The sequence below is a fragment of the Polynucleobacter sp. KF022 genome (genome assembly GCF_027924105.1).
Classification (GTDB): Bacteria; Pseudomonadota; Gammaproteobacteria; order Burkholderiales; family Burkholderiaceae; genus Polynucleobacter.
On the sequence record NZ_AP026972.1, the window covers coordinates 1,209,329 to 1,229,399 of the forward strand.

At 46.1% G+C, this 20,071-nt stretch carries 14 protein-coding genes; 2 read left to right on the forward strand and 12 right to left on the reverse strand.

All coding sequences use genetic code 11. The features are described 5' to 3' along the window. Positions 1-42: 42 nt before the first annotated feature. From PKF022_RS06310 to PKF022_RS06355, 10 genes are all read right to left on the reverse strand, one after another. Positions 43-516, reverse strand: coding sequence for a copper chaperone PCu(A)C (locus PKF022_RS06310; protein ID WP_281776256.1), 474 nt, complete (start codon positions 514-516; stop codon positions 43-45). Between the two features lie 37 nt (positions 517-553). Beyond that, entirely contained in the window at positions 554-1,030 is a 477-nt protein-coding gene (locus tag PKF022_RS06315; RefSeq protein ID WP_281776257.1) for a hypothetical protein, read from the reverse strand. Continuing rightward, positions 1,030-2,169: a sialidase family protein gene (locus tag PKF022_RS06320; protein WP_281776258.1), complete on the reverse strand. Its 1,140-nt coding sequence runs from the start codon at positions 2,167-2,169 to the stop codon at positions 1,030-1,032. Before PKF022_RS06320 ends, PKF022_RS06315 begins: the two co-directional genes overlap by 1 nt. Before the next feature lie 113 nt (positions 2,170-2,282). Continuing rightward, complete coding sequence (locus PKF022_RS06325; RefSeq protein ID WP_281776259.1) at positions 2,283-4,490, reverse strand: TonB-dependent receptor; 2,208 nt, start codon at positions 4,488-4,490, stop codon at positions 2,283-2,285. Positions 4,491-4,571: 81 nt separating this feature from the next. After that, positions 4,572-4,943, reverse strand: coding sequence for a DUF2946 domain-containing protein (locus PKF022_RS06330; RefSeq protein WP_281776260.1), 372 nt, complete (start codon positions 4,941-4,943; stop codon positions 4,572-4,574). A gap of 93 nt (positions 4,944-5,036) precedes the next feature. Further along, positions 5,037-6,536: a tripartite tricarboxylate transporter permease gene (locus PKF022_RS06335; RefSeq protein ID WP_281776261.1), complete on the reverse strand. Its 1,500-nt coding sequence runs from the start codon at positions 6,534-6,536 to the stop codon at positions 5,037-5,039. A 41-nt stretch (positions 6,537-6,577) separates the two neighbouring features. Further along, positions 6,578-7,105, reverse strand: coding sequence for a tripartite tricarboxylate transporter TctB family protein (locus PKF022_RS06340; protein ID WP_216230525.1), 528 nt, complete (start codon positions 7,103-7,105; stop codon positions 6,578-6,580). A gap of 84 nt (positions 7,106-7,189) precedes the next feature. Beyond that, positions 7,190-8,185: a tripartite tricarboxylate transporter substrate-binding protein gene (locus PKF022_RS06345; RefSeq protein WP_281777479.1), complete on the reverse strand. Its 996-nt coding sequence runs from the start codon at positions 8,183-8,185 to the stop codon at positions 7,190-7,192. Positions 8,186-8,492: 307 nt separating this feature from the next. Beyond that, positions 8,493-8,972: a DUF1854 domain-containing protein gene (locus tag PKF022_RS06350; RefSeq protein ID WP_281776262.1), complete on the reverse strand. Its 480-nt coding sequence runs from the start codon at positions 8,970-8,972 to the stop codon at positions 8,493-8,495. Next, on the reverse strand, positions 8,969-11,314 hold the full coding sequence (locus tag PKF022_RS06355; protein WP_281776263.1) for an ABC transporter ATP-binding protein: 2,346 nt from the start codon (positions 11,312-11,314) through the stop codon (positions 8,969-8,971). The genes PKF022_RS06350 and PKF022_RS06355 overlap by 4 nt, the downstream gene beginning before the upstream one ends. A 205-nt stretch (positions 11,315-11,519) precedes the next feature. Here PKF022_RS06355 and cphA (PKF022_RS06360) point away from each other — a divergent pair, with 205 nt between their 5' ends. Beyond that, entirely contained in the window at positions 11,520-13,712 is a 2,193-nt protein-coding gene (cphA, locus tag PKF022_RS06360) for a cyanophycin synthetase (protein WP_281776264.1), read from the forward strand. Continuing rightward, on the forward strand, positions 13,713-16,283 hold the full coding sequence (gene cphA / locus PKF022_RS06365) for a cyanophycin synthetase (protein ID WP_281776265.1): 2,571 nt from the start codon (positions 13,713-13,715) through the stop codon (positions 16,281-16,283). An 81-nt stretch (positions 16,284-16,364) separates the two neighbouring features. On the opposite strand, the gene PKF022_RS06370 is transcribed toward cphA (PKF022_RS06365), so the two are convergent. After that, positions 16,365-17,345 carry a class 1 fructose-bisphosphatase gene (locus PKF022_RS06370; protein WP_281777480.1) on the reverse strand — a complete coding sequence of 327 codons (981 nt, stop codon included), beginning with the start codon at positions 17,343-17,345 and terminating at the stop codon, positions 16,365-16,367. An 84-nt stretch (positions 17,346-17,429) separates the two neighbouring features. Continuing rightward, on the reverse strand, positions 17,430-20,039 hold the full coding sequence (pepN, locus tag PKF022_RS06375) for an aminopeptidase N (protein ID WP_281776266.1): 2,610 nt from the start codon (positions 20,037-20,039) through the stop codon (positions 17,430-17,432). Positions 20,040-20,071: the final 32 nt, after the last annotated feature.

Below are 20,071 nucleotides of genomic sequence, written 5' to 3' on the forward strand. Positions count from 1 at the left end.
AAACTAGGGGCTTTTTTATTACTTCAGCAATACTGCTGGATCTTAATGCTTCATTGCACCTGGATTACCCATCGCATTTACAGGCATTTTTACTTCAACTTCGCCAGCTTTAGCAAATTTGAGTTTGACCGGAACAGTTTCACCAGCAGTCAATGGTGCCTTAATGTTCATAAACATAAGGTGCAAGCCACCTGGCTTCAACTCCACAGCGCCGCCAGCAGGTACAGCGATATCTTTTACCTGACGCATTTTCATGACGTTGCCATCCATCGCCATTTCGTGCAATTGCACTTCACCAGCAACTGGTGAGCTTGCAGAAACGAGTTGATCAGCAGCGCCTTTGTTTTCAATCTTCATAAATCCGCCAGCAGCCTGCTGCCCTGGAACAGTAGCGCGGGTATAAGCGTTCTCGATTTGTACGCTACCGACTTTAGCGTTTTGGGCGTGAGCTGAAAAACTCAAGCCTAAGGCTATTCCAGCAAAAGCACATAAACTAATTAATCGTTTTGATTTCATTTCTATTCTCCTGGTAATTTACAAATAACAAACTGAATTAGGGTCTTACTATCAAAGCATTTTGCAACTTTTGAAAATCAATTAATCCTGTTTTACGACTAGCCTTGCCACTTTTATCGATGACGATAGTTGTAGGGGTCTCACCATGCCATTTAGAGTCAATCTCGTAACGCAGGCGCTCATCAAATGGAGCGGCCACATAAAAGTTATTAGCTTTTTCTAATCCCGCTTTATTCAACATCCTCTTGATTGAGTCAACCGATACATCATCCACCTGAATAAAAATTACCCTAGCAGTAGGATTGTTTTTTACAAAGCTCCCCCACTGCGGCATCTCCTTTACGCAGGCTGGACAAGTCACACCCCAAAAATGAATTGCCAAAGGCGCGCCATTAGTGGTCTTCACCAATGCATTCCAATCTCCAGCCTGATATGGCTTGAGTGTGCCAGTATCTGCCAGCACTATATTGGTCATTAATAAACTTAATACCCAGGTGATCCAAAACTTTTTCATTAATTACGCCCAATATTCATTAATTGATAACCGTCATCACGCGTTAACCAGGATAGAAAAACTTCATTACCTCGCGCTAACAATAGCGGATGATCGCTATATCCTGCTGTGCTTGCCAGTATTTTAGGTGAGCCCCAAGTACTGCCATCATCAGTAGACTCTTTTAAGTACACAGACGACTTCTTGCCATCGAATTCTTTCCATACGATCCACACATGTTGGCCCATAGCGAGCAAATATGGTCTTGCAACATTCGCACCTTCAGCACCGATACGACTAGGCTTTGAGTAAGTGGCACCTTGATTACTAGAGTTGGCATAAAAGACACCAACACGCTTACTACCCTGGGTATACCAAGCCACATGGAATTTTCCGGATCCCGAAATAGCAATGGAAGGACCATGATGTGGACAAGCGTCTGTTTTCCAATCATCATCGGCAACTCTCCGGACGGGGCCTGCTCCACTGTCTAAAATGACTTGGGAGGCCTGATCTCTTATGCCGCCAGAGAAGATAGCTCGATAGACGATAGCTGGCTGACTTTGAGTGTCTAAGGCTCCCCCAATTCGGCAGCACTCACAAGCACTCTCGTTTGCAAAACGCTCAGCCTGAAATGTCTTTCCACCGTCTTGAGAGAAGGAATAGGCTATCGATCCGCCTAGACGCCTCTCACCACCCTGCTTAGCTGCAGCGACAAGGCGTTTATCAATCCAAGAGATAAAAATATTGCCATTAGGCTTTATGAGCACCGATGGGAAACGCTGGCTTGAACTGTCACTTACCAAAGATGTAGGCTGTGTAAATGTGTTGCCACCATCCAGAGATCTGGCAGTATTGATTTGCGCATTCCAATGGGAGTCTTTAAAAAAGCTGTAAGCCAAAAAGACATTGTTTTCTCTATCCACAACAATTTGTGGCCGAGCATCACTACCTGTATCCAATGACTTGCCATGCTCAGCAATACTGACAGGTGTTGAGAATGTTTTACCCAAATCATTGGATTGAGCAACGGACACAACTCCGTTAGCAGTCCATGCCAATAACAACTTCCCATCAGCAGCAAAAAATGGGGTAGCTGCATTTGCGCACTCCAAACTACTACCCTGGCAGGTCATATCCTTTTTTGTAGAGCTTGTCATGCCAGAGGAATGATCCATCTGCGCCTGCACATACCCTACGGCACCTAGCCCACTCAAAAAAAGTGTACAAAGTAGTGCTAGGCGTCTAAATGGGGAATGTATTTGCATCATGATTAAAAGATGATACGTCCACCGACAGAAATAGACTGTGGCATACCCTGCGTGTAGGATGTACTGCTGCCTCCAGTACCAAATGTGATGTATTGGCGATTAAATAAGTTCACAGCAGAAGCATAGATAGTTGCGTTTTTTGTCACCTCATAGTTAGCACGTAACCCCACTACCGTATAAGAGGCGACCGGTAGAGTATTTGAGGTATTCAACCAAGAACTACCCACATAACGGACTGTAGCAGTCAAACTAGCCTGTGGCAGAGGGTAATAGGTTAAGCCACCGCCAAGAATGTTCTGCGGAACCCCACCAACCTGTTTGCCTGTTGGGTCACTTGTAGCACTGTTTGTTAACTTAGTGCTAGTAAATGCGTAATTAGCATCTGTTGTCCACTTAGAGTTAATGTCATGATGAAACTGGAATTCAATACCCTGACTCAGCAAATTTTGGTTGTTGGTGTAATAACTAATATTCGTTGAATTACAAATACCAACGCCCGACCCACCAACTAGTGGATTACCGGTTGTAGCGCCACAAAGACTCTTAGCTAAAGCAACATCAGATGCGCTTTTTGAGGAGAGACTATAAGTTGCTACAGCATTTTGAATGTAATTATTAAATCCCGTTAATTGCGCAAAGCCACCACTCCAGCGATAGTCGGTGCCGACCTCGTAACCCGTCATAGTTTCTGGAGTTAGATTGGGATTAGCAAAGCTATAACCGCTAGATGAGCCATAAGAACGCAACGTATTATTCATACCAGGCGCATGAAATGCCTGATAGGCAGCAGAACGTAAATCCCAATTGTTGCTCATCTTATATAACAAGCCCAAGGTAGGACTCAATTGCGTCTTGCTTTGGTTGGGTACATTTTGATATGAAGGGTTTGCACCATTTGAGCCTGCGTTGTAGTTGGTTGGAGTTTGGCTATTCCATTGATCCACGCGAGCGGCTAGAGTTGTTTCGAGCGGAAATGATTCTGCTTTAGATTTCAATTGCCCCATCAAGCCATAGAAATTCTGCTGACCTTGGCCATAGTTAACGGCTTGAACAGCGCCAGTAGTACTCAAGTTATTTGTTTGATTGGAGCCGGCAATATTGCGAGCATCAACACCCACTACATATTGATCAATTAAACCTGTCACCTCTTTGGTAAATTGTGCCGAAGCACCTACAGTACTGTATGGATCCTTGTAGTTTGCATTGATATATGGGTAGTTATAAGGAGCCGTTGCACCCCTTGTACCTCGAAGGCTGGTTGTAGATCCGTTTTGCTTATTGAAATTTGTATTCTCATAGAAAAAGTTCGCATCCACTTTAGACCTGTCGTCAAGGCGAGTAGTTACTCCTCCAGCTACGTCAGTTTCTTGCGTTAAATTGGTTGCAAAGGCATAGCCCGAAGATAGGTCAGACATAGTGTGATAACCAAGTCTAAAGAAACCATTGGTATCCTGCGTCGGCTTAAAGTAGCCCTGCAACCTGACGTTAGAGTTATGAGAGGAAGCATTGCTCTGGCCATTTTTAATATTGTTTGGAGATGCCGGAGCAATGGTTGCAATATTTTGATAGCCATCGGTACCAAAATAGTCGGCTGAGAATCGCAATTGCAAGGCTTCTGAAGCCATTAAATCTTTGGATGCAGCCACATTGCCAGTACCAAAAGTACCAATACTTGCAGAAACTTCTTGCTGACTATTCATCGGGGTTTTCGTCTTAATGTTGATCACACCACCCATGCCATAGTTACCCCACAGGCTAGATACGCCACCGCGGATAAACTCAACAGAGTCAATTGAGGACATCGGCACCAAATTCCACTGTACTGTTCCATAGAAAGCATCATTAGCAGGTAACCCATCAACTAACACCAAAGTTCTGGCGTTCCCGAGACCGCGCACGTTAATGCTTTGACCTGTTGGATCCTTTTGGTAATAAGGCTGATCATTCAAAATCACGCCTGGAACATTCTTCAGAATCTGATCAATCGTCTGATCCGGCGCAACTTCTAAGGCTTCCTTAGTCAGAACTGTTGTGTTCAAAGGAATTTCATCCAACGGCGTACCAGAGCGAGTCGCCGTTACAGTGACACTCTTTAACTTTTGATCGTAATCAGGTGGTGGTGCAATTTGCGCCTGGGCACCGATGGAAATAAATACTGACCCAAACAACATGCATACGCATGCACTAATTTTTTTCTGCTTGAACAACATGTACTACTCCACTTGATAATGCTGCAACGTATTGAATGAATCGTTGCCAACTGCATAGCTAGGCTATGCCCTAATATTTAATTAGGCGTTTACTGGTGGAGCTGCTGAAGGAGGCGTTACCCAAACTGCGAGTGGTTTAGGTGATTGATAGAAAAGCTGTGGCAGCAACGCTAAAGTTTGCGGCGCTTGGAATGTGAGATTGGTATTAAAGGCTGGTGTAATGCTATTTTGAGCTACGCAATATGGACATGGCTGAGCTTGCTCCGCTACCTCTTGCTCATCACCCTGCACATTGATTTGCAGCTTGCTGCCATCAATCGAACAAATCTCCATCGCAAAACCTTGACCATGTTTCGCAAGCGAGACTGCTTGTGATACTGCTGGCGCAAGCGCACTCATTGCGATTGCAAAAGCAGCAATCCAGTGAATGAGGCGATTTTTATGGAAATTCATGATGGGAGAATTTTATCGGAATTTTCACTTTGGCATGAAAAAAGGGGCTGACGCCCCTTTTCCCTTTGAAATCGCTATTGCTAGCGGATTTTCTTAAACTGCAGCAGCCTTTTTCTTGCCTACAAACTTGCCAATCAATGGCCAGAAGAGGAGCAATAAAGCCAAAGATGTAATACCGCCAACCAATGGGTTAGAGAAGAAAATATCTAAGCTACCCTGTGAGAACAGCATGGACTGACGGAAGGAGTCTTCTGCACGGTCACCCAATACCAAGGCCAAGACCATTGGCGCCATTGGGTAGTCCAGCTTCTTAAAGACATAACCGAGAACACCGAAGCCCATCATCAACCAAACGTCAAACATGGCGTTGTGAACCGTGTATGCACCCACCGCACAAATCACAATAATGACTGGTGCAATGATTGAGAACGGAATTCTCAAGATAGAGGCAAACAGTGGCACGCAAGTTAATACAACAAACAAGCCAGCCAAGTTACCTAAATACATACTAGCGATCAAGCCCCAAACAAAGTCTGGCTTCTCTACGAAAAGCAAAGGACCAGGTTGCAAGCCCCAGATCAACAAGCCACCGAGCAATACCGCTGCTGTTGGTGAACCTGGAATACCGAGTGACAACATTGGGAGAAGTGCTGCAGTACCAGCAGCGTGAGCTGCAGTTTCTGGAGCAACAATACCTTCCATCTTGCCGGTACCGAACTTATCACCTTCTTTAGATACACGCTTAGCAACGCCGTAAGCCATGAAGGATGCAGGTGTTGCACCGCCTGGAGTAATACCCATCCAGCATCCAATTAAGCAGCTGCGTAATGAAGTAGCCCAGTACTTAGGCAATTGCTTCCAAGTTTCCCAAACCACTTTGCCGCGAATCTTCGCTGCCGCACCCTGGAATGCTAAGCCTTCTTCCATTGACAAGAGAATCTCACCGATACCGAACAAACCGATCACAGCGATCAAGAAGTCAAAGCCGCGCATCAATTCTGGGTTACCGAATGTCAAGCGCAATTGGCCTGTAACGGTATCCATACCAACGGTAGCCAAAGCAAAACCTAACATCATTGCTGAAATGGTCTTAAATGGCGATCCTTTGTTCATACCGACGAAACTACAGAAGGTGAGCAGGTAGACCGAGAAGAATTCTGGCGGACCGAATTGGAGTGCAAACTTCGCAACCAATGGTGCCAAGAAGGTAATCATCACAATCGCAAAGAAAGCGCCTACGAATGAAGATGTGAAGGCTGCAGTCAATGCTTCACCAGCTTTACCATTACGGGCCATTGGATAACCGTCAAAGGTTGTCGCAACGGACCACGGCTCACCAGGAATATTAAAGAGCACCGATGTAATCGCTCCGCCGAATAACGCGCCCCAGTAAATACAAGAGAGCATGATGATCGCGGATGTTGGTGGCATTGTGAATGTCAACGGCAACAGAATCGCAATACCGTTTGCACCACCTAAACCTGGCAACACACCGATGATCACACCGAGCGTTACACCAACCAACATTAACAGCAAGTTAAAGGGTGTCATTGCAACGGCAAAGCCGTTGAATAGAGCGCTAATTTCTTCCAACTTGAACTCCTTATTTAATCTTTTTTAATAGTTATTCTTTTTTATTGCACACCCAAGAACTCGAGAGGGTTGAACCAGGAGCCATGTGGCAATGGAACTTGGAACCAGTACTCAAACATGAGGTAGAGGGCAGCGCTCACGCCAACAGACACAGCAACAGCCTTCCAAATTGGATACTTGCCTAACCACACCATAAAGATGGCGATGTAGAGAGCAGCAGAAACATAAATACCAATCAGTTGCACGCCCAATACAAACACAGTCGCTGGCAGAAGCACGGCCATAACTTGCTTTAATGGCTCGCTATCGACAAATGACTCTGTTTTCTTTTTCTTGTTAACAATCGCAGCTTGGTAAAGAGTGACTGTGCTTGAAAGCAAAATAATCAAGCTAATGTAGAAAGGGAAATATCCCGCTTCTGGACCATCCGCACCCCAGCTAGCACCCAATTTCAAACTACCGACCATTACTGTCAGGCCAATCGCAAGGAATACGAGCGCAGTGATGATATCCATCGCTCTTACGCTGATCGCTGATTCTTGATTTGAATTATTTGTATGTTCAGACATTTTTATATTTTTAATAAAGTTGATTAACGCACTTACTTAAAAAATGGGACCCCCTACTGGAGGTCCCATCTTGTTCTAACAAAATTACTTAGCTAAGAATCCTGCTTCGGACATCAATTGCTTATGCAAAGCTTCATTCAATGTGAGCCAGTTTCTAAATTCTTTACCGGTCATGAATGTTTGATTGAATGCACCATCAGCCATGAACTTCTTCCACTCTGGTGTAGCGCGAACTTTCTTGAACAAGTCGATGTAGAAATCCACTTGATCTTGAGTTACACCAGGAGCCATAAAGATGCCACGCAACATGACATAGTCAGTTGGAACGCCTGCTTCTTTACAAGTTGGTACGTCGTACCATGATTGAGTATCAGTAACCTTCTCTTTGTATGGCATACGTGTGTCATCAAATACGCACAATGCACGTAATTTATTTGCACGCCATTGAGCAACTGCTTCAATTGGATTGTTCACAGAAGAATCAATGTGGTTACCAACCAACTGAACCGCAACGTCGCCACCCCCTTTGAATGGGATGTAAGTGAACTTAGCGCCAGTTGCTTTTTCAATCGCTACAGTAATGATCTGGTCTTCAGACTTAGAACCAGTGCCACCCATTTTGAACTTGCCACCCGCTGCTTTAGCAGCATCGATATACTCTTTGGCAGTCTTGTATGGCTTGTCAGCGTTGTCCCACAAAACAAATTGGTCAAGTGCCAACATCGCTACTGGCGTGATGTCTTGCCAATTGAATGGAACACCAGTAGCCAAAGGAGTAGTAAACAAGTTGGAGAGCGTAATCACGATCTTATTTGGATCGCCCTTCGCTTCTTTCATTGCCAAGAAACCTTCAGCACCAGCACCTGCACCCTTGTTCACAGGAATAACAGCCTGCTTCATCAAGTTGTTTTTAGTAATGATGCCTTGGATCATGCGAGCCATTTGGTCAGCGCCACCGCCAGGACCAGCTGGAATAATGAACTCAACAGGCTTGGTTGGCTCCCATGCAGCGAATGCAGGAGATATGCCTGCAACACCAAGGGCTAATGCTGTAGAAATCAAAGCACCTTTTAACTTCATCTTCATAAGATATGTCTCCAAAAAAATGGTTAACCAATTAAATTTGGCTTATTTGTTGTGTGAATGATTTTTAAACAAGATGTGCCAGTAAAACTTGACTGCCATCAATAATTTCGCAAACGATTCACATGGGCTTCTGAAATCTAGTAGAAACCCTGATAACTCAAGCCAAAGACCGTAGACAGTGTACTTACATCAGGGATAAAAAACTGCATTTAATGCACGAAAAATGCACATTTTTAAAAGGTCTTTGATGCAAATTATTGTTAAGGGTTTTCCCTTAATTATGACCGCAGAATGCTGCTGCTTAACGGAAGCGATCTAGCAGTTTTTTACTGACTTTATCCAGCTGTGTGGAGTCTTTGATGAGGAACTGCAAGCCATTGGAGTCGGCGATGAGCAATGTATTGCCAGCAATCCTGCGAATGTCCTCTTCACCTTTGAGACGGATTCGCGTTGGACCGCGATCAGTTTCGATATCCCAAATGCTTGGTGTAGCAAAGGTGGAGACCTTGGTAATTTTTTCAATAACGGGCATGAACTCACGCTCAGCCAACTCTTCTTCGATTAATCCGAGCTCCGCTTCAGAAATGGCAGCCATGTTTGGAAACCAACAAAGCTCTTTACCAGATTGATTCATGATGGCGATGCCAGCACCAGGCGCGGTTATTGGAAAGGCTCTGACAGGATGGACGTCAATATGACGCTCACCTTTGTTATCAATAAAGACCAGGCGACCTAGCGCATCACGCTCTAGTTGATGAGTGGATTGATTGATTTGGGTCATACCCCACCCCCAATTTTCTTAGCCATTTCTTCTAGCTTCTCTTCTTGCTGCTCTGCTTGTTCTTCTTCCAAGCTTTCACCAATAGCGCCGCCTTCAACCAACTCTGCTGCATGGCGTAGCTGAGCTTGGTACAAAGTGTAATAAGCGCCCTGCGCTTCCATTAACTGCTCGTGAGAACCAATTTCAACAATCTCGCCTTTATCTAAAACGACTAAGCGATCTGCCTTTCTCAAGGTGGAGAGACGGTGTGCAATCGCAATCGTGGTGCGACCTTTGACCAAATTATCTAATGCGCGCTGAATTTCTTTTTCAGTGGTGGTATCTACAGATGATGTCGCCTCATCCAAAATCAAAATACTTGGATTAATTAACAAAGCACGTGCGATTGAAATACGCTGACGTTCACCGCCAGATAAAGACTGGCCACGCTCACCAACCAGGGAGTCATAGCCTAATGGCAGACGCAGAATAAATTCATGGGCGTGCGCTGCGCGTGCTGCTTCAATAATTTCTTCACGAGTGGCATCTGGTTTACCGTAGGCAATATTCTCGGCAATCGTGCCAAAGAATAAAAATGGCTCTTGTAATACCAAACCAATACGTTTGCGATAGTCGGCAATGGCGATGCTGCGAATATCGCGCCCATCCAATGAAACAGAGCCGGAGCTCACATCATAGAAGCGACAAATCAAGTTCACTAATGTACTTTTGCCTGAGCCGCTGTGCCCTACTAAGCCGATCATTTCACCGGGGGCAATATCCAAGTCAATACCTTTAGTGACGGCACGATTGCCGTAGCGGAAACCCACACCACGCATCGAGATACGGCCCTTGACTTCACCCAAAGGAGCCGGGTTGATAGGCTCCGGAACACTAGAGACGTGATCGAGAATGTCAAAAATACGCTTTGCGCCCGCAGCTGCTTTTTGTGTGTGCGAAACAATGCGGCTCATCGAATCGAGACGAATATAAAAACGTCCGATGTATGCCAAGAATGCAATCAAAACACCAACTGTTACCTTCTGATGCGCTACTTGCCAAATACCAAAGCCCCACACCACCAACAAACCCGTTTCCGTTAGTAGTGTCACCGTGGGAGAGAACAAGCCCCAGACGCGATTCACGCGATCGTTAATTTGCAGATTATGTTTATTGGAATCTACAAAGCGTTTAAGTTCACGATCCTCTTGCGCAAACGCTTTCACAACACGAATACCTGGAATCGTGTCAGCAAGAATGTTAGTCACTTCAGACCAGATGCGATCAATCTTTTCAAAGCCAAAACGCAAACGATCACGCACTACATGAATCATCCAAACGATAAATGGCAATGGCGCCAAAGTAACTAAGGCCAACAAAGGATCAATCGATACCAAGATCGCTGCCGTCATGGTGATCATCAACACATCGGTTGCAAAATCGAGCGCATATAGGGATAGGAACACACAGATGCGATCGGTCTCGGCGCCAATACGTGCAATCAAATCACCTGTACGTTTGCCGCCAAAATATTCCAATGAGAGTTTAAGTAAATGCTCAAAAGTAGTATTTCTTAAGTCAGCGCCAATACGCTCACTCACTAAAGCAAGTAAATACGTTTTCCACCAACCCAATCCCCATGCAACGATCGCAGCGCCAAACAAAGCCAAGAGATACATACTGGCCAAATGAAAATCGATCGGGTTGCCCTTCTCATATGGGATCAACACGTGATCCATTAACGGCATCGTGAGATAAGGTGGGATTAATGTTGCGCCTGTCGACAGTAGAGTCAGCACAAAGCCGAGAAGCAATTGTTTTTTATAGGGACGCGCAAAACGCCAGAGCTTAAATAAAGTCCAAGTGGATGGCGGAGCATCATCTTCCGGATCGCACGTTGGGCAACTCTCAGAGTTTGCTGGTTTAGGACTTAAGCAAACCGGGCAGACCTGTTTGTCGTACTCACTCACCTCGCCATTGCTAATTTCTTCGCCACGATTGAGCTGCCTAAAACTGGATTGCAAGCGAAGGACTTGGGGATTCACAGCTAAGGTGAAATTCCAAGACTTGAGTAACTTATCGGCAGTTTCTAGCCTTAGATGCCCTACTCCTGCATGATCACCATGGACTAAATGGGCGCCTTCACCCAATTGCCAAGACTCAAATACCCTGCCATCCGTCCAAAACAGCCCCTGATCGCTCAGCAAAAGTAGGCTTTTTTCAAAGCGCAAATCCGCATCGAGATCGAGCTCAACCCATGCCAGTAGGGCATCGGGACTCTTCACCGGGGATTGTTGATTCGCTAAAACAGCCTCCCAGGGGCTTGGCAGCACGGGGGCAAAAGGTAAGATTTGTGGCTTCATTGACCTTAAAAGTATAGTGGAGCTGAATTATTTAGATTTATTGCTCCTGTCAACTTTAGGGGGTCAAAAGCCGTTAAATTATCTAAATAGGCCTTTTTATGTATTTTTGCTAATTTTGTGAGTTTTTCAATAACTACTAGAAACAGAGAGACTGTCTGACGCGTCAACGCCAAAACCCCTGGCGACGTCCATCGCAACACTGCATATGCCCCAATTACTAGATAAATCCATCGAGATTCTGAGCGTTAAGCATCTCCGTGGCCCCAATATGTGGACCTACCATCCCGTTATAGAGGTATGGGTCGATATTGGCGATTTAGAGGACTACCCCTCTAATCTCATTCCTGGCTTTTATGACCGACTTGTTAAAGCAATGCCAAGCCTGGTTGAACATCGTTGCAGCTATGGTGAAACTGGCGGATTCTTAAAGCGCGTTGAAGAAGGCACTTGGCCTGCTCACATCATGGAGCACCTGACGCTTGAGTTACAAAATTTAGCCGGCATTCCTGGCGGTTTTGGCAAAGCACGTGATGGAGATCGTCGCGGTGTTTATAAAGTGATGGTGAGTGCAATCAATGAAGAGGTGACCCTCACTGCTCTCAAATATGCACGTGACCTCTATCTGGCTTTGGCACAAGACAACATCGATTGTGCTGCTCTAGTGCAAACCATCATCGAAAATTTACGCGATCTTGGGGACGATCTTTTACTAGGTCCTAGTACCGCTTGCATTGTGAATGCAGCAGAAGAGCGTGGCATTCCATCGATTCGTTTATCTGAAGGCAACTTAGTTCAATTGGGCTATGGCGCCAAACAACGTCGTATCTGGACTGCTGAGACTGATCAAACAAGTGCGATTGCAGAAACTATCTCTCGCGATAAAGATTTAACCAAGAGCTTGCTGCGCAGTGCTGGTGTACCAACCCCTGAAGGCAGAACCGTTACTAGTCCTGACGACGCCTGGGAAGCTGCTCAAGATATTGGCTTACCGGTGGTGGTGAAACCAATCGACGGCAATCATGGTCGCGGTGTATTTATTAATCTTTATACCCAACAAGAAATTGAAGCAGCCTACGCGGTTGCGATTGATGAAGGTAGTGAAGTTTTAGTTGAGCGCCATATTGTTGGTGATGAACATCGCCTACTCGTGGTTGGCAATAAAGTAGTTGCTGCTGCAAAAGGCGAGACAGTTTGGGTTACTGGCGATGGTAAGCATACTGTTTATGAGCTCATTCAAATTCAGATTAACTCTGATCCACGTCGCGGCACTGCTGAAGAGCATCCTTTGAATCCTGTTCGAATTGACTCTGCAGTAGAGCTTGAACTGGTACGCCAACAACTAACTGGCGACAGCGTTCCCGCTATTGATCAAAAAGTATTGATTCAAAGTAACGGTAATGTTGCATTTGATGTCACAGACTTAATCCACCCCGATGTTGCTAGCCAAGTAGCTTTAGCCGCTCGTGTCGTTGGTCTAGAAATCGCAGGCGTTGATTTGGTTGCACAAGACATTAGCAAGCCATTGGCCGACCAAAATGCTGCTATTGTTGAAGTCAATGCTGGCCCTGGCCTGCTGATGCACTTAAAACCTGCTAGCGGCAAACCTCAACCAGTTGGCAAAGAGATTGCGGATCACCTCTTTCCTCCTGGCACCGACTTCCGCATCCCAGTAGTAGGTGTTTGTGGCGAGCGCGGCAAAACGCCTGTCGCTGAAATGATTGCGCACTTCTTGCGCCTAACCAATGTCTATGTTGGCCTATCTTGCAGCAAGGGATTATTTTTTGGCAATCGCGCCATACCGAATTCCAACGCATCCAATTGGGAGAATGCCCGTCGCACACTTCTGAATCGGGCAGTAGAAGCGGTGGTTATTGAGAACAATCACTTATCAATGCTGATCGAAGGCTTAGCCTACGATCGCTGCCAAGTTGGCGTGGTACTCAATGTAGATCCGAAAGCTAACTTCCCGCAGTATGCGATTTACGACGAGGATCAAGTCTTTAGCATCGTTCGCACACAGGTTGATGTAGTGCTACCCAATGGTACAGCGGTGCTAAATGCAGATGATGTAATGTGCGTGCAAATGGCAGAGCTTTGCGATGGTGATGTCATCTTCTTTAGTGAAAATCCAGACTCTGAGATTATCAAAAATCATTTACTGAATGGCGGACGTGCAGTAACGATTGGCAAACAGCAAATTACCCTGAAATCCGCTAAGTTGGATCAAAAATCAATCCCTGTACCGCGTCACTCAGAAGCAAACAACTCTACTCCTTGGAAGACTATGAACTTGGGCGCAGCGATTGCGGCTGCCTGGGCTTTAGATATTCCGTTTAACGTTATCGAAGCAGGTGCAGAAACTTTTGTACCTGACGCTACTACTGCTACAGGGGCTTAATTGGAAATTACCCGTATTCGCATGTTGCGCGGCCCAAATTTATGGAGTCGCCACACTGCTTTAGAAGCCATTGTTTCTTGTGATGCATCTGAGCGGTCTATAGATTCTATTCCCCAGTTTGAAACTAAGATTCGTGAACGCTTTCCACAGCTCGGTAGTATGCGTCGTGGTGGCCACAATGAAGTGCTATCCCTTGCGCATGCTCTTGAGCACGCTGCTCTTGGCCTTCAAGCTCAAGCAGGTTGTCCAGTTACCTTTAGTCGCACAGTACAAACGATCGATGTTGGCGTCTATCAAGTGGTGGTTGAATACATAGAAGAAGTCGTTGGTCGAATGGCTTTCGACTTTGGCTTTGCTTTAATTCAAGCAACACTGAACGACGCACCCTTTGATCTAGCTGCAGCCCTCTCCGAATTAGAAGCACTTTATGAAGACGTCCGTTTGGGGCCCAGCACTGGATCCATCGTCGATGCTGCCGTACAGCGCAATATCCCCTATCGCCGTATGACCGAAGGCAGCATGGTGCAATTTGGTTGGGGCAGCAAACAAAAACGTATTCAAGCTGCAGAAACCAGCGATACCAGTGCAATTGCAGAAGCTATTGCACAAGACAAAGAGCTCACTAAGAATTTACTCGCCGCTGCTGGCGTATCAGTACCTATTGGTGAGGTAGTAACAACTGCGGATGATGCTTGGCGTGCCGCTCAAAAAATTGGTGGCGCCATTGTTTTAAAACCAAAAGATGGCAATCAAGGTAAAGGTGTCGTTGCCAACATTCAGACTGAAGAAGAAGTGCGCGCTGGCTTTATCGTGACCCAAGCCTTTGGTCGTGAAACCATTGTTGAACGCTATCTGCCAGGCGCAGACTACCGCTTGCTAGTAGTAGGCAATCGTCTTTCTGCTGCTGCACGCCGCGAACCCGCCCAGGTGGTTGGTGACGGCACGCATACCGTTGCCGAATTAGTTGAAATAGAAAACAAAAATCCATTGCGCGGTGATGGTCATGCTACCGCTCTGACAAAGATTCGTTTTGATGACATTGCCCTAGCCCATTTAGCAAGCTCTGGCCTTACCCCACAACATGTTCCCAAAACTGGTGAGCGAGTTTTACTGCGCAACAACGCCAACCTGAGTACCGGCGGCACCGCAACGGATGTGACTGACGATGTTCATCCTGATGTTGCTGCAAGCGCTGTTGCAGCTGCTCAAATGATTGGGCTTGATATTGCTGGCGTAGACATTCTTTGTGAGTCCATCTATAAACCGCTGGAACAGCAAGGTGGTGGCATTGTGGAAGTGAACGCTGCACCTGGTTTGCGTATGCACCTCAAACCATCCTATGGCAAAGGTCGTCCTGTTGGCGAAGACATCGTCAATATGATGTTCCCTCCAGGTGAAGATGGACGCATTCCCGTAGTTGCAGTTACTGGCACTAATGGTAAAACCACTACCGTTCGCCTAATCTCTCATTTATTAAATGAAACTGGGTTACGCGTTGGTATGACTGGTACAGATGGTGTTTATATCAACCATCGCTTAATCGACACCGGTGATTGCAGCGGTCCGAAGAGCGCCCGTAACGTCCTAATGCATCCCGATGTGGATGCAGCAGTATTGGAGACTGCACGTGGCGGTATGCTTCGTGAGGGTCTTGGTTTTGATCGCTGCGAAGTTGCGGTTGTCACCAATATTGGCGAAGGTGATCACCTAGGCCTCAATTACATTACCAGTGTGGAAGATTTAGCCATTCTCAAGCGAGTCATTGTTCAAAACGTTGCCCCTACTGGTGCTGCAGTTCTCAATGCTGCTGATCCAATGGTTGCAAAGATGGGTGACAAATGTGCTGGGCGAGTTATTTTCTTTGCCCAAAACCAGCATCATCCGGTCATTGCAGCGCATCGCGCTAAGAATAAAAAAGTAATTTACTTTGATGGTACTTATATAGTTGCCTCTAAGGGTTCACGCGTGATGTTCCGCTTCCCTGTCAGCGAGATTCCATTGACTCAAAATGGTGTTCTTGGTTTCCAGGTAGAAAATGTGATGGCCTCTATTGGTGCCGCCTGGGCTCTAGACTTGGATGCGGAAAAGATTGCTCGAGGGCTGCATAGCTTTGAGAGCAATGCCAATTCTGTGCCAGGACGCTTTAACCAATTCCAACACAATGGCGCAACCGTCATTGCTGACTATGGTCACAATCCTGATGCAATGCGTGCTTTAACCAGCGCTATTGAAGCGATGAAGCCGAATAAGAGTCATGTGGTGATTAGCGGTGCAGGCGATCGTCGCGATGAAGATATTCGTGACCTCACTCGCATCCTAGGCAATGCTTTTGATAACGTCATCCTCTATCAAGATGCCTGCCAGCGTGGGCGTGAAGATGGCGAAGTATTAAAGCTACTGCAAGAAGGTCTAGTTGGAGCTACTAAGGCAAAGCAAATCAAGGAAATTCATGGTGAATTTAAAGCCATTGATACCGCTCTAGAAGATCTATCTGCTGGCGATATCTGCCTCATCCTCATTGATCAAGTAGAAGAATCGCTTGCCTACCTCAAAGAAAAGGTAAAGCCTTAAAGGCATTTGCTCTCTCAAATTAATTCCAAGTAAAAACCCCAATCAGTTGATTGGGGTTTTTACTTGGAGAAGTTGATCTACTTATGAGTGATAGTGCTGAATACGATCGATCTCTTCTTTCGAACCCAACATCACAGAAACGCGCTCATGTAAATCGGTTGGCTGTAAATCCATAATGAGATCTGTACCATTGGTAGAAGCACCGCCCGCCTGCTCCACCAAGAAACTCATAGGGTTGGCTTCATACATCAAGCGTAACTTGCCAGGCTTATGTGGTTCACGTTGGTCCCATGGATACATAAATACTCCGCCACGGGATAGGACGCGATGCACATCAGCCACCATGGAGGCGATCCAACGCATATTGAAATCCTTATCGCGCGCACCACTCACGCCAGCAAGGCACTCTTCAACATAACGGCGTACTGGGTCAGCCCAGTGACGCATGTTGGACATGTTGATTGCAAACTCTTTAGTGGAGTGGGAAATTGTTACCGAATCCTTGATCAATAAAAACTCACCAGTAACTTTATTGAGCGTAAACATTACTACACCGTCGCCCAAGGTCAATGCCATGGTGGTTTGCGGACCATACACAACATAACCAGCAGCAACCTGATGGCGACCTGACAATAAGAAATCAGAAGTCTGTAATGGCGCATTAGGATCTTGCTTCTTCAGCACAGAAAAAATGGTCCCGATAGAAACGTTCACATCAATATTGGATGAGCCATCCAATGGATCGAACAGCAGCAAGTAATCGCCCGTACCGTTTACTGGTACTGGCAACTCCATCTCTTCAGAAGCCAAACCAGCAAGTGATTTGCAGCCCTTCACTCCATCAATCAGCAAATCATTTGCAATGATGTCGAGTTTTTGTTGGACTTCGCCTTGTACGTTGCCGGTACCTGCAGAGCCGAGCAAACCAATCAATGCGCCCTGAGCCACTTCATGACTCAGTGTTGAACAGGTATTGACTACTGCCGTCAGCAAATCTTGCAATCCAGCAGGAATAGCTGCGCCCGCAGGTTTTGCAGATGTTAAATACTGCTTGAAATTAATATGGGTACTTGAGGACAAAGATATTTCTCCAGTTTTTTGCCAAAGTGGTTTATTGGACTCTATTTTGCCTTGTTATTTAGGGGGCTAGTTACCTAGCGCCTTTCCTATCACCTCTCTCACATCTGGAGAGAGCGTCTGGCACGCCGAAACCCGCTCCAGAGCCGCTTTCATGCAATCTTGATAGGGTTGAGCAAATAAGCGCCAGCGATCCAGAGCTCTAGCAAGACGAGCCGCTACCTGAGGATTGATGGGATCAAGCGCTAAGACACTATCAGCCCAGAACTCATAGCCACTGCCGTCAGCCTGATGAAAACTTGCCGGGTTATTTGCACAGAAGGCATGAATGACGCTGCGTACTCGGTTGGGATTATTTAACTTAAACGCAGGATGTTCGCGCAGCTTCTTCACTTCTTCCAGCGTAGAGTCAAGACCATCAACTGGCGGACGGCTTGATTGCAAGCCAAACCACTTATCAATTACTAAAGCATCATTGGCGAATCGGTTGTAGAAATCAATTAAACAATCTTTGGCTGGTTTTGCGCCATGCACCACCAACGCAGCTAAAGCAGCGTAACGATCCGTCATATTGTCAGCAATTTGATACTGATTAGCGGCCATTGGCGCCCACACTCCAGGCGCCGCTTCAAGCAACATACTTAAAGACAAGTTCTTGAGTGCGCGCTTTCCAGAATCGACTCCATCTGACTTAAATGGTCCGGGTGTTTGCATCTGCTGATACAGCGCAGCCCACTCTAACTGGAGTTGCTTAGCAATTTCTCTGCGGAAGGCACGGCGTGCACTAAATATCTTCTGCGGATCCACGCTCGTACATTGCTCATACAAATAGGACTCCGCAGGTAGCGTCAGGGCTAGATCTTTAAAGGCTGAATCCAAGCTAGGATCAAGCAGGATATTGCGATAGGCCTCAATGAGTTGGGCATCTGGCAAGCGATTGTTCAGAATCATTTGCATTGCCAATTTTTGGCCTGCCTCCCAGCGATTAAATGCATCGTCATCGCTAGAGAATAGCGTCAGAAGATCGGCCTCAGACTGCTCAAAGTCCAAGTTGATTGGGGCTGAGAAATTGCGATTCATCGAGAGCACTGGTCGCTCTGTAATATTGTCAAAGGTCCATGTCTGACTATCTTGCGTCAACTCTAATAACTGTTCCGTCTGATCATTAGCTTTAGTAATTAAGCGCATCTTGAGCGGAATATGAAAAGGCTTCTTCTCTGGCTGACCGGGACTGGGTGCACAACTTTGCGTCAACGTGAGTTGGTACTGTTTTTTGGCGGCATCGTAATGCTCTTGCACCTTCACTCGTGGAGTCCCTGCTTGGCTATACCAATTCTTGAATTGAGTGAGGTCTTTGCCATTGGCATCGGCCATCGCCATCAAGAAATCATCGCAGGTCACTGCTTGACCGTCATGGCGCTTGAAATACAAATCCATGCCCTTACGGAAACCATCCCTACCAAGCAGGGTTTGGTACATCCGAACTACCTCAGAGCCCTTCTCATACACGGTAACGGTATAGAAGTTATTAATCTCTTGGTATTCATCAGGACGAATCGGATGCGCCATCGGACCCGCATCCTCTGGGAATTGGAGCTGACGTAGCAATCGAACATCTTCAATGCGTTTAACTGCCCTACCGGATTCGCTGCCCATTTGGTCTGCGGAAAACTCTTGGTCCCTAAATACCGTTAAACCTTCCTTCAGCGATAACTGAAACCAATCCTGACAAGTGACGCGATTACCAGTCCAGTTGTGGAAGTATTCATGTGCAACAACGCTTTCAATATTGGCAAAGTCAGCATCAGTAGCAGTTTCTGGTTGTGCAAGGACAAACTTGGTGTTGAATATGTTCAAACCCTTGTTTTCCATTGCGCCCATATTGAAATCACTAACAGCCACAATCATGAAGCGCTCTAAATCCAATTCCAAACCAAAGCGCTTCTCATCCCAGTGGATTGAAGCAATCAAAGAGTCCATGGCATGACGGGTTTTCTTCAAATCATGCGGCTCAACCCAAATCTGCAAGAGCTTCTTAGCACCACTGCTGGTCGTAATAGTCTCTTCAATACACTCCAACTTGCCTGCCACCAAGGCAAACAAGTACGAAGGTTTAGGAAACGGGTCTTCCCAGGTAGCGCTGTGCCAGCCATTTGGAAGTTTTTCTGTATTAATCAAGTTACCGTTAGATAACAAGACCGGGCACTCTGCTTCACGAGCACGTAGCGTTACTTTAAATCGTGCCATGACGTCTGGACGATCTAGGAAATAAGTAATCTTTCTAAAACCCTCTGCCTCACACTGCGTAAAGAAGTTGCCATTAGAAACGTACAAACCCATCAAGGTGGTATTTTTCTCGGGTACACAAACGCAAATAATTTCAACAACAAATTTTTCTTGACCTTCATTTGGTAAAGAATGAATAGTGAGTGTTTCTGGGGTTAATTCAAAATGACGATGAGCTTCGCCGTTAATCCGCAAGCTGACAAATTCAAGTTCATGCCCCATTAAGACGAGGGGCGCCCCTGGTTCAAAACTTTTACCTGGCAACACTTCAATTCGACTTTTAACAATCGTTCTAGATGGGTCTAAGGCAATATCGAGCTCGACCTGATCGAAGTTGTAAACAGGTGGGCGATATTCGAGCCGACGAAAGCTCTGTGAGAGATCAGTTTTCATCAGCCTATTTTAAGTCTACGATGACAGACGGG

Coding starts and splice junctions, on each gene's coding strand:
- PKF022_RS06340 (WP_216230525.1), bottom strand. CDS start 7,105: ATGTCTGAACATACAAATAATTCAAATCAAGAATCAGCGATCAGCGTA.
- PKF022_RS06355 (WP_281776263.1), bottom strand. CDS start 11,314: ATGAAGCCACAAATCTTACCTTTTGCCCCCGTGCTGCCAAGCCCCTGG.
- PKF022_RS06320 (WP_281776258.1), bottom strand. CDS start 2,169: ATGACAAGCTCTACAAAAAAGGATATGACCTGCCAGGGTAGTAGTTTG.
- PKF022_RS06310 (WP_281776256.1), bottom strand. CDS start 516: ATGAAATCAAAACGATTAATTAGTTTATGTGCTTTTGCTGGAATAGCC.
- pepN (WP_281776266.1), bottom strand. CDS start 20,039: ATGAAAACTGATCTCTCACAGAGCTTTCGTCGGCTCGAATATCGCCCA.
- cphA (WP_281776264.1), top strand. CDS start 11,520: ATGCCCCAATTACTAGATAAATCCATCGAGATTCTGAGCGTTAAGCAT.
- PKF022_RS06330 (WP_281776260.1), bottom strand. CDS start 4,943: ATGAATTTCCATAAAAATCGCCTCATTCACTGGATTGCTGCTTTTGCA.
- PKF022_RS06350 (WP_281776262.1), bottom strand. CDS start 8,972: ATGACCCAAATCAATCAATCCACTCATCAACTAGAGCGTGATGCGCTA.
- PKF022_RS06345 (WP_281777479.1), bottom strand. CDS start 8,185: ATGAAGTTAAAAGGTGCTTTGATTTCTACAGCATTAGCCCTTGGTGTT.
- PKF022_RS06315 (WP_281776257.1), bottom strand. CDS start 1,030: ATGAAAAAGTTTTGGATCACCTGGGTATTAAGTTTATTAATGACCAAT.
- PKF022_RS06325 (WP_281776259.1), bottom strand. CDS start 4,490: ATGTTGTTCAAGCAGAAAAAAATTAGTGCATGCGTATGCATGTTGTTT.